Source organism: Buttiauxella izardii (assembly GCF_003601925.1).
In the GTDB taxonomy this organism is placed as follows: domain Bacteria; phylum Pseudomonadota; class Gammaproteobacteria; order Enterobacterales; family Enterobacteriaceae; genus Buttiauxella; species Buttiauxella izardii.
Window position 1 is genome coordinate 23,128 of record NZ_QZWH01000045.1, and the last position, 23,739, is coordinate 46,866.

Annotated in this window: 24 protein-coding genes and 1 pseudogene; 14 read left to right on the forward strand and 11 right to left on the reverse strand. The window is 50.2% G+C overall.

What is annotated here, in order from left to right; translation table 11 throughout:
- Positions 1-53: 53 nt before the first annotated feature.
- The 3 genes and pseudogenes from D6029_RS17910 to D6029_RS17920 all read left to right on the forward strand — a co-directional run bounded on the left by D6029_RS17910 (position 54) and on the right by D6029_RS17920 (position 2,109).
- Positions 54-401, forward strand: coding sequence for a DUF1294 domain-containing protein (locus D6029_RS17910; RefSeq protein WP_120066094.1), 348 nt, complete (start codon positions 54-56; stop codon positions 399-401).
- Positions 402-790: 389 nt separating this feature from the next.
- Positions 791-1,153, forward strand: a pseudogene (locus D6029_RS17915) (M48 family metalloprotease); the annotation flags it as partial.
- A 62-nt stretch (positions 1,154-1,215) separates the two neighbouring features.
- Complete coding sequence (locus tag D6029_RS17920) at positions 1,216-2,109, forward strand: LysR family transcriptional regulator (protein ID WP_120066095.1); 894 nt, start codon at positions 1,216-1,218, stop codon at positions 2,107-2,109.
- A 161-nt stretch (positions 2,110-2,270) separates the two neighbouring features.
- On the opposite strand, the gene D6029_RS17925 is transcribed toward D6029_RS17920, so the two are convergent.
- Positions 2,271-3,203: a LysR family transcriptional regulator gene (locus D6029_RS17925; RefSeq protein WP_120066096.1), complete on the reverse strand. Its 933-nt coding sequence runs from the start codon at positions 3,201-3,203 to the stop codon at positions 2,271-2,273.
- Between the two features lie 310 nt (positions 3,204-3,513).
- On the opposite strand from D6029_RS17925, the gene D6029_RS17930 reads away from it, so the two are divergent.
- The 5 genes from D6029_RS17930 to D6029_RS17950 all read left to right on the forward strand — a co-directional run bounded on the left by D6029_RS17930 (position 3,514) and on the right by D6029_RS17950 (position 9,876).
- Positions 3,514-4,083 (forward strand): fimbrial protein, encoded by a 570-nt coding sequence (locus tag D6029_RS17930; RefSeq protein ID WP_120066097.1) that lies wholly within the window; start codon positions 3,514-3,516, stop codon positions 4,081-4,083.
- Between the two features lie 188 nt (positions 4,084-4,271).
- Positions 4,272-6,728 carry a fimbria/pilus outer membrane usher protein gene (locus tag D6029_RS17935; RefSeq protein ID WP_244212425.1) on the forward strand — a complete coding sequence of 819 codons (2,457 nt, stop codon included), beginning with the start codon at positions 4,272-4,274 and terminating at the stop codon, positions 6,726-6,728.
- Positions 6,725-7,432 carry a fimbrial biogenesis chaperone gene (locus D6029_RS17940; RefSeq protein WP_120066099.1) on the forward strand — a complete coding sequence of 236 codons (708 nt, stop codon included), beginning with the start codon at positions 6,725-6,727 and terminating at the stop codon, positions 7,430-7,432. The genes D6029_RS17935 and D6029_RS17940 overlap by 4 nt, the downstream gene beginning before the upstream one ends.
- Before the next feature lie 20 nt (positions 7,433-7,452).
- A complete protein-coding gene (locus tag D6029_RS17945) occupies positions 7,453-8,583 on the forward strand; it encodes a fimbrial protein (protein WP_120066100.1) in 1,131 nt (376 codons plus the stop codon).
- Between the two features lie 45 nt (positions 8,584-8,628).
- Positions 8,629-9,876 (forward strand): MFS transporter, encoded by a 1,248-nt coding sequence (locus D6029_RS17950; RefSeq protein WP_120066101.1) that lies wholly within the window; start codon positions 8,629-8,631, stop codon positions 9,874-9,876.
- Here D6029_RS17950 and D6029_RS17955 read toward each other — a convergent pair.
- Positions 9,857-11,260 carry a M24 family metallopeptidase gene (locus D6029_RS17955; RefSeq protein ID WP_120066102.1) on the reverse strand — a complete coding sequence of 468 codons (1,404 nt, stop codon included), beginning with the start codon at positions 11,258-11,260 and terminating at the stop codon, positions 9,857-9,859. The two genes, D6029_RS17950 and D6029_RS17955, sit on opposite strands and share 20 nt — an antisense overlap.
- A 65-nt stretch (positions 11,261-11,325) precedes the next feature.
- A complete protein-coding gene (locus tag D6029_RS17960; RefSeq protein WP_120066103.1) occupies positions 11,326-12,375 on the reverse strand; it encodes an AI-2E family transporter in 1,050 nt (349 codons plus the stop codon).
- A 142-nt stretch (positions 12,376-12,517) separates the two neighbouring features.
- On the opposite strand from D6029_RS17960, the gene D6029_RS17965 reads away from it, so the two are divergent.
- Positions 12,518-13,741, forward strand: coding sequence for an MFS transporter (locus tag D6029_RS17965; RefSeq protein WP_120066104.1), 1,224 nt, complete (start codon positions 12,518-12,520; stop codon positions 13,739-13,741).
- On the opposite strand, the gene D6029_RS17970 is transcribed toward D6029_RS17965, so the two are convergent.
- Positions 13,742-14,299 (reverse strand): DcrB family lipoprotein, encoded by a 558-nt coding sequence (locus D6029_RS17970; RefSeq protein ID WP_120066105.1) that lies wholly within the window; start codon positions 14,297-14,299, stop codon positions 13,742-13,744.
- Between the two features lie 72 nt (positions 14,300-14,371).
- Positions 14,372-15,037: a 7-cyano-7-deazaguanine/7-aminomethyl-7-deazaguanine transporter gene (locus tag D6029_RS17975; protein ID WP_120066106.1), complete on the reverse strand. Its 666-nt coding sequence runs from the start codon at positions 15,035-15,037 to the stop codon at positions 14,372-14,374.
- A 172-nt stretch (positions 15,038-15,209) separates the two neighbouring features.
- Here D6029_RS17975 and tusA point away from each other — a divergent pair, with 172 nt between their 5' ends.
- The 4 genes from tusA (at position 15,210) to D6029_RS17995 (ending at position 18,471) form a co-directional block, all read left to right on the forward strand.
- Positions 15,210-15,455: a sulfurtransferase TusA gene (gene tusA / locus D6029_RS17980; RefSeq protein ID WP_120066107.1), complete on the forward strand. Its 246-nt coding sequence runs from the start codon at positions 15,210-15,212 to the stop codon at positions 15,453-15,455.
- Between the two features lie 192 nt (positions 15,456-15,647).
- Positions 15,648-16,631: a TRAP transporter substrate-binding protein gene (locus tag D6029_RS17985; RefSeq protein ID WP_120066108.1), complete on the forward strand. Its 984-nt coding sequence runs from the start codon at positions 15,648-15,650 to the stop codon at positions 16,629-16,631.
- A 26-nt stretch (positions 16,632-16,657) separates the two neighbouring features.
- The gene (locus D6029_RS17990) at positions 16,658-17,167 is read left to right on the forward strand and encodes a TRAP transporter small permease (RefSeq protein ID WP_120066109.1); all 510 of its coding nucleotides are present in this window, start codon (positions 16,658-16,660) and stop codon (positions 17,165-17,167) included.
- A gap of 14 nt (positions 17,168-17,181) precedes the next feature.
- Complete coding sequence (locus D6029_RS17995) at positions 17,182-18,471, forward strand: TRAP transporter large permease (RefSeq protein ID WP_120066110.1); 1,290 nt, start codon at positions 17,182-17,184, stop codon at positions 18,469-18,471.
- A gap of 36 nt (positions 18,472-18,507) precedes the next feature.
- On the opposite strand, the gene D6029_RS18000 is transcribed toward D6029_RS17995, so the two are convergent.
- The 4 genes from D6029_RS18000 to D6029_RS18015 form a co-directional block, all read right to left on the reverse strand.
- Complete coding sequence (locus D6029_RS18000; protein ID WP_120066111.1) at positions 18,508-18,918, reverse strand: helix-turn-helix domain-containing protein; 411 nt, start codon at positions 18,916-18,918, stop codon at positions 18,508-18,510.
- Complete coding sequence (locus D6029_RS18005; RefSeq protein WP_120066112.1) at positions 18,915-19,226, reverse strand: type II toxin-antitoxin system HigB family toxin; 312 nt, start codon at positions 19,224-19,226, stop codon at positions 18,915-18,917. The genes D6029_RS18000 and D6029_RS18005 overlap by 4 nt, the downstream gene beginning before the upstream one ends.
- A gap of 143 nt (positions 19,227-19,369) precedes the next feature.
- Entirely contained in the window at positions 19,370-21,577 is a 2,208-nt protein-coding gene (zntA, locus tag D6029_RS18010; protein ID WP_120066113.1) for a Zn(II)/Cd(II)/Pb(II) translocating P-type ATPase ZntA, read from the reverse strand.
- Positions 21,578-21,683: 106 nt separating this feature from the next.
- A complete protein-coding gene (locus D6029_RS18015) occupies positions 21,684-22,310 on the reverse strand; it encodes a lysoplasmalogenase (RefSeq protein ID WP_120066114.1) in 627 nt (208 codons plus the stop codon).
- A gap of 124 nt (positions 22,311-22,434) precedes the next feature.
- On the opposite strand from D6029_RS18015, the gene D6029_RS18020 reads away from it, so the two are divergent.
- Entirely contained in the window at positions 22,435-22,791 is a 357-nt protein-coding gene (locus tag D6029_RS18020) for a DUF2500 domain-containing protein (RefSeq protein ID WP_120066115.1), read from the forward strand.
- Here D6029_RS18020 and D6029_RS18025 read toward each other — a convergent pair whose 3' ends face one another.
- Both D6029_RS18025 and rsmD read right to left on the reverse strand, forming a co-directional pair.
- Complete coding sequence (locus tag D6029_RS18025; protein WP_034460527.1) at positions 22,792-23,061, reverse strand: DUF1145 family protein; 270 nt, start codon at positions 23,059-23,061, stop codon at positions 22,792-22,794.
- 11 nt (positions 23,062-23,072) lie between these two features.
- Positions 23,073-23,648, reverse strand: coding sequence for a 16S rRNA (guanine(966)-N(2))-methyltransferase (rsmD, locus tag D6029_RS18030; protein WP_120066116.1), 576 nt, complete (start codon positions 23,646-23,648; stop codon positions 23,073-23,075).
- Positions 23,649-23,739: the final 91 nt, after the last annotated feature.

The following is a 23,739-nucleotide window of genomic DNA, read 5'->3' on the forward strand; positions in this document are numbered from 1 at the left end:
ATGCATTAGTGGGTGCGCAATAACCCTCTCGTTCAATAAACCAGGCTGCTGATATGCGTCTTAATGTTGTTTGTTACACCTTGCTGGGGCTGGCGCTAATCGCCAGCTTTTTCTTTACTCATCCGATTGGGATGTGGTTGTTCCTCGTCACTTTATTGACGTTTCTGGTGTACGGCGCAGACAAATTTGCGGCCCGTAAAGGCTGGCAGCGAGTCCCGGAAATCACGCTGTTAGTTTTTGGACTTGTCGGCGGTTGGATTGGTGCGATTTTCGGCCAGCAGGTGTTCCGGCATAAAACTCAAAAACAGCCGTTCAGAACCTGGTTTATGCTCAGTATTGCCGTGAATATCGTGGCGGTGTTGGGAGCGGGATACTGGATGTATGGTCGCTGGATTTTTTAGTTTCATATAATAAAAAACGCCCCGGTTAACGAATTAGCCGGGGCGTTTGTCTTTTCTTACTTAAAAAATATAAGAATTTCACTTTTACGTTCAGGGTTTATCCTCTTCTTCAGTCAGAATTTTTTTTGGGTCCTTTTGCGCGCTGGTTTTTGGTTGACTTGGTTATTTATAGGCGATCTGTTTTAATAAGATCGGTGTAAAGTGGTGAGTTAAAAACTGAACAGATAATATCATAGCCACCGAACTTTGGTATCTGCCCCCCCATCTTTTATAATTTCATAAAATCATTTAGTAATTCTTAATTAAGTTTTGATTGTTTTATCTGTTAGTAAATCTAATGGCGGTGACTGCATATTAAATGTGAAACTTCGTCTATTATTGTTTTCCCAATGGTGCAACTGCGACTTGAATATTCAACCAGTTTTTCTGACCCATTTATGTATTTAACATCAACGTTATTAGCAGGTAGCACGTTAAGCATTGCTCAAGAACTGAGCATGGGGATTTTTACGTTCGTCAGTTGCGCGCTTCAACGCCACTCATTAACGACCCTTTTTTGGCGGCAAGGTGGTGATTCACTCGAGCATCTTGGTTTATAGCGATAATGGAAGCCAACTAGCATCGGTTGTGGCGCACGAAATCTCACACGTTACCCAGCGCCATCTGGCGCGTGCGATGGAAGACCAGAAAAATAGTTCTTCATTAGTCTGGGTCGGAACATTAGGCGCGTTGTTTTAGCCACCGCCAGCACATAAGCGGGAATGGCTGCGTTAACGGCGATAAACACCGGGCTTTCTAAGTCAAAAAGGAATGTATGAAAGATAAAATAACAAAGGCAGAATTGAAAGCGTTTCAAATACTTGATCTTGTCCTCCGTCTTAAAAGTATAAAAGGTGCGGCTTCCGCTCTCGATATATCACAGGCAACCGTAAGTAAAACTCTTCAAAATATGCGTGAACTGTATAACGACCCAATCTTTTTTCGGGTGAGTCGGCAGTTAGAGCCAACCGTTTTTGCGCGTAGTCTTCACAAACGCATACAGTTAAAATTAAAGAGTAATACTGCACGGCCTGATTCGTCGGAGCTGATTCCAGGCAGTGAGCGGCTGGTGATTTCGAGTGCAGAGCATATCTCACCCAATATCATCCCTCTCACTTTTCATTTAGCAAAAGATGAGAAGATCAATTCTGTCATACACGTTCCATTACCAGATTCACCAGAGAATGATTTGTTAAACAAATCAGTGGATGTGGTTTTTGATTATTATCCCATTAACCACCCGGATATCATTTACAAGAAACTATTAAAAGAAGAGTTATGCATAGCTTGTAGTGAAAACCATCCGCGTATTTCACATTCAATGACGCAGAAAGAGTACTTACAGGAGTCGCATGCGCTTCTGAAAGGGAAATCTCCGGTCATCCGCATGAATGACAGCAAACCCGGCGACAGTTTGATAGGCAAAAATGTTGAGTTCGAAAGCGGTAGTTACATCGATCTGCTTTCCGTCGTGGAAGTGAGTGACCTGATTTGTATTATACCGACCAGCATTTTTGTGAAATTCAGCAGTGTATTTATGATTAAAGCACCAAGATATAATTTTAATTTAGGCTTTAAAGCACCGATGCTCTATATGAGCTATCGTAAGAATTTTCAAAATGATTTTGAAAAATACCCGATCATGAAGCTTTTGGAAAAAATTCATTAAGATTGTTAAAGATGAAAGGTTACGAAAATAATTTTTGTTGTGTTCAAGGTTTCAAAGGCATTTGTCGGATGACGCTTACGCTTATCCGACCTACGAAGGGAACGGTTTTGTAGGGTGGATAAGCGCTAGCGTCATCCACCATTTTCGTATGAAGGAAAAGGTTAATAGAGTTCTTTACAGCCATTGATTACCTTAAGCAATTCGGTGAAGTTTTTGTTCTTTAGCGAGCTTCTATTGTAGGTCATATAAAACGTGACGGGGTCGGCTACAAAATCGGTTTCCAGCGTTTTGATGTTAAAGCTCAATGCTGCTTTTTTGGCAAACCATAAAGGAATGAAACTGATGCAGTCGGTCGATTCAGTAATGGCCGTAATTGCGATAATAGAACTGCTGCTGAACGAAAATTCACGTTCGCCAAAATGTTCAAGTACATCATTTTGAAAACGTTTTACCCCTTCTGAACCGGTCATGAGTAAGGTTGCGTTTTCCCTTGCAATGTCTTCTATCGACAGGGTTGACCCTAAACGTGGGTGATCCTTGCGGCAAATCGGTACCGTTTGTTCCGTGATAAACTGCTCTGTGACGGTCGAAAAACTGTAATAAGGTTTGGTATCAAAAATGATGTCTGCTTTGCGGTAGATTAAAATATCTTCGTCATTGTTTAATGATGCATCTGCGCTGATGTGCGAGATTTCACAGCGCAAGTTTGTAGTTTCAATTTTCGAGCATATTGGCGGCAAAATCCGCATGGCACCGTAGGCGGTTGAATGAATGATAAATTTGCTTTTTGTGCTGGTGTCCTTGAAGTAGTCCAGGCTATTAATTAGCTGACCAAAACCTTCACTCAAGTGCGTGTGCAGGTTTTCAGCAACCGTCGTTGCCACCAGGCCTTTCCCTTCCCGCACAAAAAGCGGATCGTCAAAGAAGCTGCGTAATCGAGTCAACGACTGGCTCACCGCTGATGGAGTAATTCCAAAAAGACTGGCAGCCTTAGACACGCTTTGATGTATAAAAATTGCCTCAAACGTTAAAAGCAAGTTTAAATCAAAACCTTTGATTTTATCTATGTTGGATAAAAGTGTGTTGTCAGACATATAACCCTCTGAATTTATAAATTGCCCAGAAGCCCGATTTGCTGTTTTTCCTGTTCTATTTTAGGAAGCAGTATAGCAGAAGAAAGCTTATCTATTATCTTAAACGCTACAAAAATAGTCGAATAAATAATTATTACTGATGTCACTACTAATGATATCTAAAGGTTTTTTTACGGGGAACGTGCATTAAGAATTTTTAAAACTATCTATAAGCGTGGCTAACTGTTCTGCTAACTCATTAAGTTGTAAAATTCAGTCTGTTTAGAAAATATAATCATTTCAACTAATATATAAAGAGAATAGGCATTTTATGAAACGTATAGCTAAACGTACATTATCTGCTGCTATTATTTTAGCTGCAGTAAGTTCGCCGTTGATCGCCAATGCGGAAGAAGGGGATGTTACTTTTAATGGTAAAGTTGTTGCCTCTACTTGTGTATTAAAAGGTGTTAATGGAACGGCTCAAAAGACAGGTGTTATTGTTACATTACCTGATGTTAATGTAGGTGAATTTAACAAAACCTCTCTGTTAGCAGGGATGACTCCTTTTACCCTTGAGTTAGAAAACTGCAATACTGCGACCAAACAAAATGCCAGTGTGCATTTTGAAGGGCCAGAGGCACCTAATGATCCGGATGTTTTGAGGAATACCATCGACGCCCCTGCCGGTGGTGCAAGTGGTGTAGGTATTGCTTTATTTGAAGATAACGGCACAGACAAAATCAGCGTTAAGCCCGGTGTTTATTCTGCTAAGCAGGCAATCGTAAATGGTGATAATGCGTTGAAATTTAAAGTGGCCTATAAAGCAACTGAAGGAATTGCGTTGATGTCTGATGGTAATGTTTCCGCAAAAGCTATTTTTGATATTGCCTACGAGTAATATATCGTTACACTTTAAAACATAATTACATCTTAATTTCTCTTATTAATCCGTTTGTAATGAAAAGTGGGGGTATTTTGCTGAATTATATAGATGCCCCCGCTTTTATATTAATTATTATTTCGTGGCTTCTATGTGGTTTCTTTGCAAACGCTGCTTGTGCAGAAGATGCACAACCTATTTATGACGTGAATTTCTTACGTCAGGGAAATGACAACGCTCCATTACCGGACAGCTTTTATAAACCGGATGCCGTGTCTGCTGGCGAAAAAGAAACCGAAGTCTCGGTAAATGGGGAAAGCAATAAAAAAGTTAAAATAGTCTATTTTCAGAATTTAGAGAAAAAAGAAACAGAGCCTTGCTTTACTGCCGAGTTATTAAAAAATCTGGGCGTTAACTCTCAGGGGCTTGAGGCAATAAATTCCTCAAGTTTTCAAAATGCCCCAAAAGAAACTTGCCTGGATATGAACCAAAAATGGCCAGATGCCACCTTCAAATATGACGAAGGCAATCAAAGCGGCACGTTATCGGTTCCACAGTCCGTTTTAATCCCTGTTGATCCTTTTGCAGTCATAGACCAGAGCCTGTGGGATAACGGAATTAACGCGGTACGCCTGAATTACAACGCCTATACCTACCAGACGAATAACCATTCAGGCGCGGGCGATTCCACCACTAACAGCAGTTATTTAAGTCTGAATTCGGCCATAAATTTGGGGCGCTTTCGTTTTTATAGTTTCGATACATTCAATAAAAATGACAACGAAAAGTGGGAAAACAACCACGATCACGCCTATGGCGAAGTGGACGTTAATCCGCTGCTGTCTACGCTTTCGATGGGAGGGGTTTACAGCGCCGCTCCGAATAACATTATGGGTTCGATCCCTATAAATGGGATGTCGATAGGGACCAATGCGCAGATGTTGCCCAATGAATCCTTTAACTACACGCCGGTGATTCGTGGTGTGGCGCGAACCAATGCCAAAGTCACTATTCGCCAGCGTAATAACATTATTTATAGTAAAACCGTGCCGCCGGGCAGCTTTGCGATAACCGACCTGGTCAACGCCCAGCATGATACTGACCTGAACGTCACCGTTGAGGAAAGCGACGGCACGCAGCAGACATTCAGCATGCCATATACATCTGTGCCCGACATGATTCGCCCTGGAAGCTGGCGCTACAGCGTGAGCGCAGGCCGTTATCGCGGCAGCGATTCCCTCAGCCATTCGCCAAATATTGCTCAGGCCAGCCTCGAGTACGGTTTTGACAAAATGACGTTGAGTAATGTTCTGCTGGCGGGTGAAGGCTACAAATCGGTGGGGATTGGCGGCGCGTACAACCTGGGTTACTGGGGAACGCTGTCCCTGGACTGGGCGATGGAACGCCATGAAGACGACGGTTCAGAGGTAGAAAACCAGGCGGCGCAAACCACCCATCAAGGGCAGGCTGTTCGGGTGTTATATGCACGCCAGTTCGATTCCACGAACACCTCAGTCCAGGTGTCGGGCTATCACTTCCGCACGCCAGATTTTCAGGAATTTAGCGATTATGCCGACCGTCGCTGGGGCGATGGTGATGACTATTCTGAGCATCGTAGAAACGAATTTGAGCTGACCGTAAACCAGATATTAGGCAGCTATGGCAACGTGTATCTGACGCTGGACAAAACCCAGTATTATCAGGACAAACCCGGCGGGCACTCGCTGACGTTTGGCTATAATGCATTAATAGGTAAAGCCTCCGTGGGCCTTAACGCCAGCTACAACAAAACCGAAGGTAGCAGTAATAGCAACGACAAACAGTTGTCGATGAACATCTCTATACCTCTGGATTTCGGCGAACACCACAGCAGCTCATTGTCGTTCTCCACGACCAGCAGCGGCGGTCAGAGCAGCCAGAACGCGACGCTATCGGATTCAGTGTTGGATAACACGCTGGATTACAGCGTTAGTGCGCAGCGCAACGAGCAGGGCGAGTTGTCGCCTTCGGCAGCAGTAAACTACCGAACTCCATCGGCAAACTACACAGCCAGCACGTCGTTAGGCAAAGATTCTGATCAGTATTCACTGGGTGTTTCTGGCGCCATGTTGGGGTACAGCGGGGGCGTGATTCTGGCGCAAAACCTCAGCGACACGGTGAATATCGTCGAAGCGCCCGACGCCGCGAATGTCTCGATTGACGGGCATCCTGGCGTGCGAACTAACGCTAAAGGTAACGCGGTAGTGCCGTATGTTACTCCATATCGTGAAAACAAAATTTCACTCGATACCCGCACTGCGGCACAAAACGTGGAATTGCAACAAACAGGAATGAACGTGACGCCAACACGCGGCGCCGTGACTTTGACCCGTTTTGCGACCCGCGTCGGTCGGCGAGCCATCGTTAAATTAACCCTGCCAGACGGTAAGAACGCGCCATTCGGTGCTTACGTTTATCAGGAAAAGGTAGAAGTCGGAATGGTCGCCAATGACGGCATTATTTATTTGTCTGGTGTACTGGCGAAAGGCACGACGCCACTAACGGTGCAATGGGGTGATAAAGGGAGTGAGCAATGCCACTTTACCCTTCCCGCGACGACAGAGTCCTCGTCTTCTGATTGGTATCAACAAACGCAGCAAATATGTCAGCCAGGTGCAGCATGAATCTTAAGTTTTTAAAATATACCGCTCTTTTATTGGGCATTGTTTCCGCTTCTGCGAGCTTTGCCGCAGTCAGGCCAGAATCGACCCGCGCATTAATTTATGTCAGCGACAAAGAAGGCAGCGTGCCGATTACCAACGACAGCACGGATACTGCCTATCTGGTGCAGTCGTGGCTTGTGGATCTCAAAGGGAACGACAAAAACATTCCCGTTATTCTGACTCCGCCGCTGTTCAAAATTGAACCGAAAAAACAGGCTAAACTGCGTTTAATGGTGGTGCCAAACCAACTGCCTCAGGATCGCGAATCTGTTTACTGGCTGGTGATTCAGGAAATCCCACCGAAAACCACGGCTAAATCTAATGAACTGGTGGTGGCGGTTCGCACGCGCATGAAAGTGTTTATTCGCCCTCAGGGTTTAGAAGGCAAACCGCGTGAGAGCGTGGAAAAACTGAACTGGCGCGTGGAATCGAGCGGTAAAGAGAGCTGGCTTGTGGCGCAGAACCCAACGCCGTATTACGTCAGCTTTGCCGAACTGGATGTCAATTCCAAAGAGTTGAGCGATCGCCGTGAAATGGTGCCTGCCAAAGGTGAAGCACGTTATCGCCTGCCTGCCGGAGTCTCAGCCGGTAACCTGAACGTGAGTTATTCAGCCATTAATGATTTTGGTGGCAACAGCGCGGTTATCACTAAAAGCGTTAAATAACCTTATCTACAAAGGCCCCTATGAAGCTAAAAAATGGTATTGCCGGGATGTTTTTACTGGCGCTCGCCACACCAGGTTGGGCTGCTTTTAGCTGCTCAATTGACGACGGGGGCGTGAAACCTTTTAGCCTGATGGGGCCAGATAACCCAATTGTTGTCTCGCAAAATACGCCTGATGGAACGGTCATTAAGCACTGGGATTACGGTGAATTCCTGCCCAGCATGAAGTTTTCCTGCACTACTGGCGGGCAAATGATGACCTTCCCGGCAGGGTTCAACGGCTATATCTGGCTGAATCTTACCGCTGTGAATAACAGCATTTATGCTAACGGGATCGCTGCAACAAATAACCCCGGTTTATTTTTGCGCTTGTATGTCAAAGCGGTTTCCGTTAACGACTCACCTGTGGCAAATAGCTATCCCCCATCCGAAATGGTTCCGGGCAAAACCCTGAATACGGAATACCTGCTAACGGATAAAACGGCCTCTGTGTTGTTCCAGTTTGGTGGGCAATATAATGTGGATAAAAGCCAGTACTCCTTTGACGGGGCAAAAAACTTTGCCGTGCAGGCGATGGCTGCCGATTTAGTTAAACATGGCACTATTACATACGATGGCACTCCCGCGGTCATTGGTTCTCCCCTACGATATAATATTGAAAACTCAAACGATCAAAGCGCCTACGTGACAGTATTGCTGGGCACAGGCGTTTATCTCGCCCAGCCAAGTTGCGAATTAATTAATAAACACCAGATTGTCGATTTGCCCGACTTAATGAAAAAAAGCGGCGGCGGCTTGCCTTATGAGGGTTCGCGTAAAGCTTTCGATTTAACGATTGAATGCAGCAACACGATGGATAATATGGACATCACTTTTAGTGACGCCAATTCAGCGCAAACCGATGAATATTTGAGTATGTTTGATGCCAGCTCAAGCAAGCCTATTTCGGGCATTGGCGTCGGTTTGTTTGATGAAAACGGCAATAAAGTCACTTTAGGCGAAGCGGTAAAAACCGGCGCCGCGATTCAGGGCGTGGGCAATAAACGCTTTTATGCCGCCATGACGCAAACCGAATCTGACATAAAATCGGAAGGCCAGGATTACGGCGGTGACGTCACGGCCCGAGCTAATGTGGTGTTAACCTATTACTGACGAGATGGTTTTCAAGCAAAGTTGAGACGATGAGAATTTTAAATAATGAGCAGTGAAGCGACCGCAATATCTTCAAAGCGCGCGTTTCACTATGCGTCGTTCCGTAATCTGTTTTTCGCACGTCTTCTTACCGTTCTGGGCAATGGAATTGCGCCGATTGCGCTGGCCTTTGCGGTGCTCGATATGGGCGGAACGGCTGCTGATTTAGGCATTGTGATTGCCGCACGTTCAATTTTTAACGTCGCCTTTCTGCTGATTGGCGGGGTTCTCGCCGACCGCTACTCGCGAAGCAAAGTTCTGCTTTATTCATCTGTGATTGCTGCCGTTTCGCAGGGCATTGTGGCGGGTCTGGTGCTGGATGGCTCGGCGACGATTGCACTGCTGGCGGTGCTTGGCGCGATAAACGGCGCGGCGGCGGGAGCATCATTACCGGCTTCGCAATCCATGGTTCCGCAAACCGTTCCGGTGCATTCATTGCGTGAAGCGAATGCCCTGGTTCAGCTTGGGATTTACGGCGGAACGGTGATTGGCGCATCGTTAGGCGGCGTGCTCATCAGCGTGCTGGGGCCGGGCTGGGGACTCGCTGTCGATGCCCTGGGTTTTGCCGCATCCGCACCGCTTTATTTGATGATTCGCACCCATTCAATACAGCCGCAAGGCACGCAATCCAACATCTTGCAGGACTTGAAAGACGGCTGGACAGAGTTTATTTCTCGCTCCTGGGTTTGGGCGATCGTCGTGCAATTTACTATCGTGAATGCGGCCTTTAGCGGCGTGATGATGGTGCTCGGTCCGGTGGTAGCCGATACCACATTTGGCCGTGCGGGTTGGGGAATGGCGATTGCGGCACAAAGTGCGGGCTTGATTATCGGCTCTGTTATTGCGCTGCGCTGGCGGCCTCGCCGCGACTTATTCATCGGCACGATATTGACCGTATTTTGCGCCGGGCCGATTGTGGTTCTTGCTGTCGTGCCATCGACATCGCTTTTAATGGCAGCATTCTTTGTCGCAGGAATCGGTTTCGGGTTGTTCGGTGTGGCGTGGGCGCAGTCATTGCAAACCCATATTCCGCCAGAAAAACTGGCGCGGGTTTACGCTTATGACGCGTTAGGTTCGTTCGTGGCAATTCCGATTGGCGAGCTTGCCGCAGGCCCGCTGGCGATGCACTACGGCAATGAAAAAGTGTTACTGGCTTGCGCGCTGGCCGTGTTGCTGGCGACGATGGCCGCCAGTTTCACACCATCCATCAGGCGGCTGAATAATTCAGCTCAGGTCAGGCAGCATCAGGTTTAAGTCTGCAAACTAGCGCCAAATCCTTGTTCAGCAGATAAGGCCGCAAATACCCCACGGTGTTAGACAGCGGCAGCACATCTTCAGGTAATTGAATATGCAGCACGTCGCGGATGTATTCCCGACGTGCGCTAATACGCTGCCAAAGTGCGGGATAATCGGTTTTGATCTGCTCGCGAAGCGCTTCGTCTGCCAGCGCAACGGTGTCTTCAATGCTGGCTCCGGCGTAGCCTTTGCGTGACGGAATAATGTCGATTTGCAGCAGCATTCCGCTGGCTAAAGGAATATCGGAAGCCGGAAAAATCGGCGAGCATAACCACTCTTCATCAGCCACTAAATGCCCTGGATTCAGGTGCCAGTGGTACTCCGCTTTCGGCAATACGCGCTCAATCAGGTCGTAAACTTCATGGCCCTTCACGCCAACACGCATATTCTCAAGCCAGGCGACCACCGCGCGATAATAAGGAATCGCCACCACGTCGACGTAATCTTTAACCTCTGGATTAAGCTCATCAGCGTTGCTAACCACATACGCCGCGCGGCTGGTTAAACCGCCTTTATAGCTGACGGTTAACGAGAATTTATCGCCTTTTTGGATTTGTTTATCGGAAGGATAAAGGTTGGCGTTTTCAAAGCGATCGCCTGTGGCGGCAATGGTGACGACGTTATTGGCTTGCCCTTCAGCAGCCAGCAGGGCGGCAATCGCCTTTTCTGATTTACCCACTTCAATGGCGTTAAGAGCGGTCAGTGCCGCACCTGATGCCAGATTGGCACCGTATTCGTAATGAGCGATTTCATTGGCGTTATTAATTATGCGAGCGCCCTCGCGCGGGGAGATAAACAGCCCGGTCGCATTCAGCAGTTGGCAATTACTGGTGAGCGCGGATTGAAGTGCCTGGAAAATAAAAGTTGGGATATCGAACAGTGACACGTTGTTATCGTAGCTGCCGGTGAACAGCTTCCAGCCCGCGATACCGACGCGCTGTTGCCCGCCCAGCCCGGCTTGTTTCAACACTTGGTGCAGGGAAAGCGTGGTGTCCATCGGCTGATTGGGCAGCGAAAACCACGGCGCGTGAACCTCGCTGGCTGAGATTCTGGAATACTGCGCGAGCTTGAGGTTTTCATTGCCGAGCACCAGCACCGCCTCGCCGCTTTTGTGCAGTACCAGTAAACCTTCTTCAAAGCGCGGGATAAAACCGGTGAGATATTCAAAGTTGCCGCCGTGTTCTTTGTCGGCGTAAACCACTAACGCATCAAGATTCTGCCGCGCCATTCCCTGCAAAACTTTGCGCAAGCGCTGTTCAATCGTCTGGTCATTTAACACAACGCTCGGCACGTTGAGGTAGATTTCAGGCTGCTTGATGGTGGTAAGGGTAATGTTCGTCATGGGTCTGTAACTCCGTTTTCTTTTCCCTGGAAGAACCTTAACTTACCACCGGGTGAATGCCGAACCTATCCCGGCAGCCTGGATTTGGGACGCCCAGGGCCAAGTAATACCGCCAGTTTCGCGCCGCCTTTGGTGGTTTCCATCAGAATTTTACACACGCTGGTGAGCGGAACGGAAAGCAACATGCCCACCGGGCCGAGCAGCCATCCCCAGAACAGTAACGACAGGAAGACCACAAACGTCGACATTCCCAGGCCGCGACCCATCATGCGCGGCTCAAGGATATTCCCCAGCACCATATGGACGACCAGGAACAGCACGCCAACCAGCACCATTTCGTATGTGCCGTTGAACAAAAATGCCTGAATCATTGGCGGAATGGCGGAAATCACTGAGCCGATATTGGGAATGTAATTGAGCAAGAAGCCGAGCACGCCCCACATCAGCGCAAACTGTACGCCCAGTAATTCGAGGCCCAGCCAGATAATCAGCCCCGTCCACAGGCTGATTAAAGTTTTCAGCGCCAGATAATGCGTTACGCCTTTTAATGCGCGGTGCAAACTGGCGATGTGAACTTTCGGGTTAGAAAGGGCAAAACGCAGTTTGTACGGAACGTGGCGCACCTCGAACAACATAAATACCACGGTCATCACCAGCAGCAGAATGCTGGCCATCGCCCCGGAAAGGCCGGTCATCAGTGTTGTGGCATACGACATGACTTTCTCGGAATCCATGCGCTGCAACATGCGCTCGGGCGATAATCGCAGATGCATAAACGGCAGCATCTTTTCTATTTCAAACACCTTTTGCGTCAGCATCTTGTTGTATTTCGGCAGCAAATCAATGAAGTCACTCATCGACGCCGCCAGCACACCAAACAGCATGGTCAGCAGCACTAACATGGCAAACACGACCATCGAAATAGCCAACGGACGATTCACTCCCCGGCGAAGCAACCAGGTCACCAGCGGGTTAAGCACAATGGCAAAAAAGAGCGCCATCAGCAGCTGCACGATAATATCTGCGGCGGCATGAATACCGGCCAGAATAATCACCAGCGCTGAAAGTTTGATAAGAATATGCAGCCCGGTTTTATCGGGTTCTGGAGCAAGCATGGAAAAATCCTGTATACGAGGGATCTTTATAGTGTAGCGCTTCGTTTATTTCTCACTTGCAGGGCGAGTCTGAAAGTCTGTTGCTGAAATGTGAATCCTTCCGTGTATATACTTGGGAACGCTGTTTTAAAAGTGAATGACCATGCCTGATCTCACCCCCGCGCCCGCAACAAGCAGTTTCCGACTCAATCTACAGATTGTCTCTGTCGTGATGTTCAATTTTGCCAGCTACATGACGATTGGCCTGCCGCTTGCGGTATTGCCCGGTTACGTTCATGACGTGATGGGATACAGCGCGTTTTGGGCGGGGCTGGTGATCAGTCTGCAATATTTCGCCACGCTGCTCAGCCGCCCACATGCCGGGCGTTATGCGGATATTCTCGGCCCGAAAAAAATCGTCATCTTCGGTTTGTGCGGCTGCTTCCTGAGTGGCGTGAGTTACATGCTGGCGGCGTTTGGCAGCACGTGGCCGTTGATTAGCCTGGTGTTGCTGTGCCTGGGGCGCGTGATTCTGGGGATTGGGCAAAGCTTTGCCGGAACCGGCTCAACGCTGTGGGGCGTGGGCGTTGTTGGTTCGCTACACATCGGGCGCGTGATCTCGTGGAATGGCATCGTCACTTATGGCGCGATGGCGATGGGCGCACCGCTCGGCGTGCTGTTCTATCATCTCGGTGGGCTGAAATTACTGGCGGGAATCATTATGGCGGTGGCGCTGATTGCGATACTGCTCGCACTTCCGCGCCCGGCGGTGAAAGCCAGCAAAGGCAAACCGCTGCCGTTCCGCGCAGTGCTCGGGCGCGTCTGGCCTTACGGCATGGCACTTGCGCTGGCATCAGCCGGTTTCGGCGTTATCGCCACGTTCATTACGCTATTTTATGACGCCAAAGGCTGGGACGGCGCGGCCTTCGCATTAACCCTGTTTAGCTGCGCGTTTGTGGGCGCTCGCTTACTTTTCCCGAACGGCATTAACCGGCTTGGCGGCCTGAACGTGGCGATGATTTGCTTTGCAGTCGAGATTATCGGCTTGCTGCTGGTGGGCTTTGCGGCTGAACCGTGGATGGCAAAAGTGGGCACTTTCCTGACGGGCGCCGGTTTCTCTCTGGTGTTCCCGGCATTGGGCGTGGTGGCGGTGAAAATGGTGCCGCAGCAAAATCAGGGCAGCGCACTGGCGACCTACACGGTGTTTATGGATTTATCGCTGGGGATTACCGGGCCATTGGCTGGGTTTGTGATGGCATACGCGGGTGTTTCGGTGATTTATCTTTCAGCGGCGGTATTGGTTTGTATCGCATTTTTGATGGCGAGGCAGCTAAAAAAACGGCCCCCGGTTGAAGAACCGGAGGCCGCGTCATCATCACAATCTTAATTATTTGATAGTGATGGTGTTAATGATGTTCTCAGCGGCGGTTTGCGCCAGTTGCTGATTATCCGCAGGCAGCGTGATCTGCATGGTTAACAGTTGGTTATCCACTTTACCCAGGATAACAGACGAATAAGCGGTCTGGCCTTTGGCTGAGATAACGCTGTCGAGCTGTTGCAGTGTGTGGCCTTTAATCTCAACGGATTTATTGGTCACGACTTGCAGCTGTGGGTCACGAGCGCGCTGTTGATCTTCAAGACGTTTTGCCAGTGCAGCCAGGTCGTCAGGCGTGTTATCACCCACAATCACAATCACCGCTTTCTGACCGGATGCATCAGAATAAACGTGCATATTGTTTGCCTGAGTCCCAACTTTACCGCTCTGGTCAGTCATATCGGCAGGCAGTGCAAAGCTAATTTTCCCGTCTAACAGGCTAACCGGCTGACCCGCCGCGCTACTTTCCGCCGCGTTGTTTGTTGTGGCCGTTTTGCTGTCGTTGTTATCGCAAGCGGCCAGGCCCAATACCAGCAGGCCAATACCGACATATTTTACCAGGTTACCCATGACTTCTTCCTTTACGTTAGCAAGCCTTTGCGGCCGATCTCATCATCTTATCACAAGATAATTCAACCACCGTCAACCGGGCTGTAACGCTGAGTTTTCAGACTTATCTGCCAGCCGTTTCAACAACATATTCAGCAACACGCCGTACATTGGCAGGAAGAATACAATGCTGATTAACACTTTGAAGCAGTAATCCACGACCGCGATTTCGACCCAATGCTGCGCCATAAAGGCATCCGGGCTGCGCCAGAAAGCGATGAAGAAGAAGGAAAGCGTGTCGCTGATGTTACCGAAAAGTGTTGATGCGGTCGGCGCGAGCCACCAGTAACGGCTCTGGCGGAGGCGGTTAAACACATGCACATCGAGAATCTGCCCCAACGCATAAGCCATAAAGCTGGCGACAGCGATACGCGCAACGAAGAGGTTAAAGTGCAGCAGCGCTTCGAATCCTTGCCAGGTGCCCATATAAAACAGTGCGGAAATGGCGTAGGAAATCACCAGCGCGGGGAGCATCACGGCAAAAATAATGCGGCGAGCCAAAGGTGCACCAAAAATGCGTACCGTCAGGTCGGTTGCGAGGAAAATAAACGGAAAGCTGAACGCGCCCCAGGTGGTGTGGAACCCAAAAACCGCGACCGGTAATTGCACCAGATAGTTGCTGGAAGTGATCACCAGCAAATGGAATAGCGATAGCCAGAACAGCGCTTTAGTGCGCTGCATAGAATTGAACTGCGTCATTTTGTAGCCTTTTTAGTGAAAGGGGTGAGGGAACCCTGATTTTTAAAGCGGTGGCGATGATACTGCTTTAGCCCGCCATTGCAATGGTTAATTTTAGCGCAATCGTTCACGTCACTTGCGCGAGATTTTACCGCGCGTAAACTATCGCGGTTTGTTAAATCCGAGACAGCTGATGACCGATCTTTTCTCTAATCCTGACCATACGCTTGATGCGTTGGGCCTTCGTTGCCCGGAACCGGTAATGATGGTGCGCAAAACCGTGCGCGGTATGCAGCCTGGCGAAACCCTGCTGGTGATTGCTGACGACCCCGCAACCACCCGCGACATTCCCGGTTTTTGCATTTTTATGGAACACGAATTACTCGCTAAACAAGTGGAATCATTGCCTTACCAATACTTGCTGCGTAAAGGCCAGTAATTCCGCCCAGCCCTTTGCTCCCCCGCTTTGGGCTTATGAACCTTCTTTGCATCCGCGTTGAACCCCAATTTCATTTTTTTGTCGCTTTTTGTGAAGTGCTTCACCCACGTTTTTCTCCACTTAGGCTAGTTTTTAAACGATAAATTAAAACATTGTTTTATTTCTTACCCCTACCTCTGCTGGAGCGACACAATGAAGAAGACTTTTCTGCCTGCTTTTGCTGGTTTATGTCTGTCTACCGCGTCCGTTTTATTTGCGCAATCTGCAATCGCACAAGTAATTAAAGCCGCCGACGTCCACCCTGAAGGCTATCCAAACGTAGTTGCGGTTCAGCACATGGGTGAAAAACTCAAACAAGAAACTAACGGTGATTTAGAAATTAAAGTGTTCCCAAGCGGCGTGCTGGGGGACGAAAAACAGATGATTGAACAGGCGCAAATGGGGGCAATCGACATCATCCGCGTTTCGATGGCACCGGTTGCGGCAATCCTTCCGGATGTGGAAGTCTTTACCCTGCCGTATGTATTCCGCGATGAAGATCATATGCACAAAGTGATCGACGGCGATTTGGGCAAAGAGATTGGCGACAAGCTGACGAACAACCCGAAATCCCGCCTGGTGTTCCTCGGCTGGATGGACTCCGGCACGCGTAACCTGATTACCAAAAACCCGGTGGTGAAACCTGAAGATCTGAAAGGGATGAAAATCCGCGTTCAGGGCAGCCCGGTCGCGCTGGCAACGCTGAAAGACATGGGCGCAAACTCGGTCGCGATGGGCGTGAGTGAAGTTTATAGCGGCATGCAAACTGGCGTTATCGACGGCGCAGAAAACAATCCGCCAACCTTTATTGCCCACAACTACATGCCGGTCGCCAAAAACTACACTCTGAGCGGCCACTTCATCACCCCAGAAATGCTGCTTTATTCAAAAGTGAAGTGGGACAAATTAACCCCAGACCAACAGCAAAAAATCCTCAAACTGGCTCGTGATGCGCAAATGGAACAGCGTGAACTGTGGAATGCGTACAACAAACAAGCGCTGGAAAAAATGAAAGCCGGTGGCGTGCAGTTCCACGAAATCGACAAATCCTGGTTTGTGAAAGCGACGGAGCCGGTGCGTAAAGAGTACGGCGATAAGCATCAGGATCTGATGAAAGCCATTGCTGACGTTCAGTAACTTTTAGTTCCGTGGGGGTTTGCAATATGTCGCAACGCTACTCTGACTTGATGGATAAAGTTTATTTGCTGGCGATGGTTATCGCCGGGCTGTCGCTATTGGTGATGACAGTCATTATTCCGATTGGGATTTTCTCACGATATGTCCTTAACCGTGGCGAGTCCTGGCCGGAGCCGGTGGCGATAATCTGCATGGTGACCTTCACGTTTATCGGCGCGGCGGTGAGCTACCGCGCCGGTTCACACATCGCCGTGAATATGCTGACTGACCGACTGCCACAGGCTGCGCAGGCGTTTTGTGCGCGTGTCGTCGATTTGCTGATGTTGCTGATTTCGCTGGTGATGTTTTATTACAGCTTCTATTTGTGCGCGGATCTCTGGGAACAGCCTGTTGCCGAATTCCCGATCCTCACATCCGGTCAAACCTATCTTCCGCTGCCCATTGGCGCGATTTTGATGATTCTGTTTGTTGTTGAACGATTGATGTTCGGCTCGCAAGAGAACCGCCCAATAGTGTTGCTGGGTAATCACGGCTAAGGTCAGGGGATAACATGGACGCATTTATTTTATTAGCAACGCTTGCGGTGCTACTCGCGGTGGGAATGCCCGTGGCGTTTGCCGTTGGGCTAAGTGCTATCGTCGGCGCGTTATGGATAGATTTACCGCTGGAAGCGATCATGATTCAAATCACCAGCGGGGTGAACAAATTCACTCTGCTGGCGATCCCGTTCTTCATCCTGGCTGGCGCGATTATGGCGGAAGGCGGCATTGCTCGCCGCCTGGTTAACTTTGCCTACATCTTCGTTGGGTTTATTCGCGGCGGTTTATCGCTGGTGAATATCGTGGCGTCGACTTTCTTCGGGGCGATTTCAGGATCGTCGGTGGCGGATACCGCGTCCATCGGCAGTGTGATGATCCCGGAAATGGAGAAAAAGGGTTATCCGCGGGAATATGCGGCGGCGGTTACGGCGAGCGGATCGGTGCAGGCGATTTTGATCCCGCCGAGCCATAACTCGGTGATTTACTCGCTGGCGGCGGGCGGCACGGTGTCAATCGCCACGCTGTTTATCGCAGGCGTGCTGCCGGGATTATTGCTCGGTTTCTGCCTGATGGCGATGTGCCTGGCCTTTGCTCATAAACGAGGTTATCCAAAAGGCGAGCGCATTCCCTTCAAACAGGCGGTTAAGATTTTCTTCGACGCGCTGTGGGGCTTGATGACGGTGGTTATCATCCTCGGCGGGATTCTAACCGGGGTTTTCACCGCGACGGAATCGGCGGCTGTTGCCTGCGTTTGGGCGTTCTTCGTCACCATGTTTATCTACCGCGATTACAAGTGGAACGAGCTGCCGAAGCTGATGTTCCGCACCGTAAAAACCGTCTCTATCGTGATGATTTTGATTGGTTTTGCGGCGGCATTTGGCGCGGTAATGACCTACATGCAGTTGCCTTCACGCATCACGGAGTTCTTCACGTCGCTGTCTGATAACAAATACGTGATCCTGATGTATCTCAACGTCATGCTGCTACTGATTGGCACGCTGATGGATATGGCCCCGATTATCCTGATTCTGACACCGGTATTGCTGCCGGTGACCAATTCGCTGGGCATCGACCCGGTGCATTTCGGCATGATCATGATGGTCAACCTCGGGATTGGCCTGATTACGCCGCCGGTGGGTTCGGTGCTGTTTGTTGCCAGCGCGGTGAGCAAACAGAAAATCGAGGTAGTGGTTCGCGCCATGTTGCCGTTCTACGCCATGCTGCTGGTGGTGCTGGCGATGGTGACTTACATCCCGGCAGTTTCGTTGTGGCTGCCGCATATACTGGGAATGACGAGTTAAAAAGCTGAATAACCCTCGATCCAGGATGGGCGAGGGTTAAATAAACAGTGCCGGAGAAATACCAAATCGTTGCGCCAGCTTTCTAATATGTTCTGTGGTGAGTTGGCGCTCACCGCGTAAAACGCGAGAAACCATGGATTTACTGCCAATCTCCTGCTGAAAATCGTTTTGATTCAACTCGTATTGATCCATCAAGGTTCGTAGCACCGCAATGCCGGGTGGCAGCGCGTTCATCTGCTCACGAAATGCGATAACCTCTGGTAAATTGCTTTCATATTCAGAAATCTTATTGCTGACCCATTCCAGCAAAGGATTGGCGGGGTCATTCACCAGTAGATATTCCACCAGTTCCAGCACTTCTAAATACTCTTTTTCACCTGTTTTCCCGGCAAGGAACGGCACGGCGGCTTTCAGGGCTTCGGCGGCTTTTAGTGCATCTGCAATCATCTTTTCTTTCCCCGATGGGCCTCGGTAAATTTGATGTAATCCGCATGCGTCATGATGTCGCGCACATAGAATTTCTGGCTTTCAAAAAAAATCAGAGCGATCACACGCAACTCATTGCGGGCGATATTGATGATGTAGTGCTTGTCGAGATACTTAAAATTATCCAGTGTCGGATAAATTTTCCTGAGTGATTCAGGCGTCGGGAAATTCCCTTTTTCAATAATCCGCGCCAGCATCAGCAGTTCTTGTGAATGCTGCGGAAATCGTTGGCTGGCTTCGCTCAGCGCTTTTAGAGAGATTAAGTGCATACTTCTTCCTGAAGTTGACTATCTGGCAACTATTTAAACACCGAGTTGCCAATTAGTCAACCCGGAGCCGTGAGTTGCCATTGTGATGTGTGAGCATTTTTCACGCCATCAGTTCGCTGCGAATCCCCGAGCCGGTACGCAATTTAACGTTTTCTCAGCAGCCGCAACGCATTTGCCGTAACCAATGCCGTCGCGCCGGAATCCGCTAAAACTGCCAGCCACAAGCCCGTGATCCCCAGCAGCGTTGTCACCAGGAAAATGCCTTTTAGCCCAAGCGCAATCGTGATGTTCTGGCGAATATTATTATGCGTTGCCCGCGCCAGACTAATCATGCTGGCGAGTTCGGTCAGGCGGTTGTGAGTCAGGGCGGCGTCAGCGGTTTCGAGTGCCACATCGGTGCCGCTGCCCATCGCGATACCGATGGTTGCCGCTTTCATGGCGGGCGCATCGTTGATGCCGTCGCCGACCATCGCCAGCGGTGAGCGGGCATTGAGTTCATTGACCGCGCTGACTTTATCGGCTGGCAACAAACTGGCACGATAATCCATCCCCAATTCCTGAGCGATTGCCGCCGCCGCGCGAGGGTTATCGCCGGTGAGCATCACGCTTTGAACGCCAATATTTTGCAAGGCTGCAATGGCCGTTTTAGCGTCGCTGCGTAAGGTATCGCGCAATGCCAGAACGCCGAGTAATTTGCCTTGCACAACAGCGGTAATCACCGTCTGGCCTTTGGCTTCAAGTTCGGTAATCCGTGCCTGCCAGCGTGCATCAAGAACGTTTTCGGCAAGTTTGCCCGGCGCACTTAGCAGCACGGTTTCGCCATTAATCGTCGCTTCCACGCCAATACCCGCCAGCGCCCGGTGCGCACTGGTTTCAGGTAAAGTCAGACCGCGAGTTTGTGCTTCACGCACAATCGCTTGTGCCAGTGGGTGCGATGAACCTTGCTCAACGGCTGCTGCCAGCGCCAGCAGGTCGTTTTCGCTAACCTCGCCATTCACTTCAATGGCGGTCACCTGCGGTTTGCCCGCGGTCAGCGTGCCGGTTTTATCGAAGGCGATATGCTGGATTCTGCCGAGGCGTTCGAGTGCCGCGCCGCCTTTAATCAGTGCGCCATGACGTGCCGCTGCTGCCAGTCCGGAGGTAATCGCCGCAGGCGTAGAAATCACCAGTGCGCACGGGCAACCAATCAGCAATAGCGCCAGACCTTTGTAAATCCACTCGCCCCAGCTTTGCCCGAACAACAATGGTGGAATGACCGCTGCGAGCAGTGCGATGGCCATAATAATCGGCGTATAAATGCGGCTGAAACGATCGATAAAGCGCTCAATCGGTGCGCGGCGTTCATCGGCTTCTTCAATCAAACGCAGAATGCGGTCGATGGCGCTGTCGCCCGGTTCGGAAATGACTTCGAGCTGAACCAGTCTGTCGACGCTGGTGCTGCCTGCCGGGACTTTTTCGTCTTGCTGACGTTCGACCGGAATCGACTCCCCGGTTAAGGCACTTTCATCGAAGCTGGCGAAAGGCGTTAGCAAGCGGCCATCGGCAGGCAAACGTCCACCAGCCGCGACTTCAATCACATCGCCGGGGCGCAAATCGCCCAGCGCGACGGTTTCGCGTTCACCATTACGAATGCGGATAGCGACTTCTGGTTTCAACGCCATCAGCGCACTAACCCCACGGCGGGCGCGGCTGGCGGCGTAAGATTCCAGACGCTCACCAATTAAGAACAGCAGCAGAACCATGGCGGCTTCGGCGGTTGCGCCGATAAACAGCGCGCCAATCGCCGCGACGCTCATTAAGGTTTCGATGGCAAACCAGTTGCCGCTGCGCATCAGACGCACGGCCTGGCGAGCAATCGGCCATAGCCCAACCAGCGTGGTGGCGATAAACGCCATATTGCCGAACGGGTGGTTGAATTGCTCAAGACCCCAGCTTAGCGCCATCATCACGACCAGCAAGATGAGCGGGAGATTTTCGCGCAGTGCCGATGTTGTCGGAGCCGGCGCGGTGCTGTTACGCAGCGTGTAACCCGCGGCTTTAACCGCTTGTTCAACTTGTGGGCGGATATCACTCCCGGCGCTGACCAGTAGCTTTTCTGTGGAGAACAGCACCTTAACCTGCTGCACGCCCGCAACCTGCTTGACGGCGTTTTCGACTTTACGTGCGCAGGCGGCGCAATCCATGCCATTGACGACCCAGCTATAACGCTCGCCAGTATCAGCAATCACGTCATTTTCCACAGGAGGCACGGCTTCGCTACAGCAGTCGTTACCGTGGCATACGTCGGGTTTTATCGGCAACGGACTGAGTTTTGCTTTAGCAAATTGCGGTGGTTTTGGGGAGTTGAGCATGCGCCCTCCTGGGTAATGATAATGTTCTCATTACGCATGTTACTCTCTGGAGTTGACTCCAGAGTCAAGAGGGAAATTTGATGGGCGGAAAAAACCGCCCGGAGGGTCAGATATACAGGGCGCGAACAATCATAAAGTGCCCGGCAAAATAGCAGGCTGCGGCAATGGCGCTGTCGCCTGTGAAGCGGCGGCGATAGTGGCTACCCAGCCAGACAATATTACCTAACAGCAACAGCGTGGCACCGATAAAACCGGAGAAACTTGGACGCGTCGGTAGGAAGAAGTAAAGCTCGCCTGCCAGCCAAACCATCACCAGCGTCATGCCGATAAACGTCAGAATCGGCCAGCGGAAGGTTTCGAGCCGCGTCCAGATAACGGCAACCAGCAAGGCTCCAACAACCAGCAAAACCAGCGGTAGCGGCCAGAAGAAACTAAAGGTCATCTGGCTGGCGAAATAGAGCGTATACAGCAGATGCGAGAGGAAAAACGCCCCGATGGCATACAACATACGCTGAGTGGGCAGCAAGGTCAGCGCATCGCCGAGCAGCGTTGCCGCGAGTCCCGCGAGAATTAAATAGCCCGTGGCGTTAAACATCGGCGCTTGCCAGGCCAGCAACAGTAACAGCAGAAGGGTGACGGGTTTAAACACCCAGCGTTGCCAGGTTGGCCCACGATAAGAGGCGTCGACGTAGAGCCATCCGGAGAAGAATACGGCGATGAAAGACCAAAGCATGGCATGTCCCTTTTTCTATTAGTTAATCTACCGTTGAGTTAAGTCTAGTGGTCAACAGCGACAGATGACAATGTCCTGAGCAGCAGGGTATTCTTAAAAGTGCCTGACAAATCGAGATAAATCTATGAGTAAAATGCCCCTTTTCTTCATCGCCGTCGTTGCGGTCATTGTTGTTGCCGCGTCGTTCCGCTTTGTGCAGCAGCGTCGTCAGAATGCGGAAAATGATGCCGCCCCCGTGATGGAAAGAAGCGTGCTGGTGGCAACAAAACGTGAAACGCCCAGCAACGATCGGCGCTCAAGGCAACGCCAGGTTACGCCAGTAGAAGATACAATGCGTTATGAGGTTTGGTTTCGCCCACAAAGTGGCGGGCTGGAGCTAAAAATGCGCGTGACGCCAGAGGCTTATCACTCAATGAGCGTCGGTGACAAAGGGACATTGCAGTATAAGGGGACGCGTTTTGTGGGCTTCGTCCCCGAGTGATTATTTGCCCTGACGAAGTTTCTTCTGCCAGACCAACAGCTCGAACACTCCGAAGATGAAAATTTTAATCTGCTGGGCGCGACTGAGCGGCGGGCTGCCTTTCGGCTGAGTCGATTTCAACAACGCCAACTGCATGCCGTGCATTAACACTGTGAAGATCAGCGCAACGTTCACAAAGATGTTCAGCGGGCGTGGAAACGGGTGGAAAATATTCAGTAACAAAAACGCCCAGACGCCCAGCATCAACAGGCGGCCTATATTAATCAGCATTGCGTCGCTCCTTAAATTTCACGGCTAAATAGACGGTAAGCGACCTGGCCTGCCACCTTTTCACGGTGCAAAGACCAGCTTGCCGGTACCGCAGGCATTCCATTTTCCACTTCGCTTTCAACGTAAATCAGCGCTTCATCCGCCAGCCAGTCGTTGCTCTCAAGTAACGCTAACGTCTCGTCCAATAAGCCTTTTCTGAACGGAGGATCAACAAACACGATGGTGTGCGGTTCTCCGGGCTGCGCCAGGAAATTCAACGTGTTAGTGTTCACAACTTTGGCGTTATTTGCTTTCAACGTGACAAGATTTTTTTGCAATTGCTGTGAAACGTTGCGATCCATCTCCAGCAATGTGGCGCGGGAGGCGTAACGCGATAACGCCTCAAGCCCCAATGCACCACTTCCGGCAAAGCAGTCCAACACGGTTGCATCGACCATTGACGGCGCGAGCCAGTTGAACAGGGTTTCACGAACCCGGTCGGTGGTAGGGCGCAGGCCTGGGCTGTCTGGGACGGGCAGTTTACGGCCGCGCCATTGGCCGCCAATAATACGAATCTGGCCAGCGCCAGTAGATTGCGGTTTTTTCATGAGACTCACAGTGATGCAATTTCTTGCCGACTAGTGTAACGGTGTGTGTAAGGCGGGGAAAGTGATAGACTAACGCATTCAATAGATAATT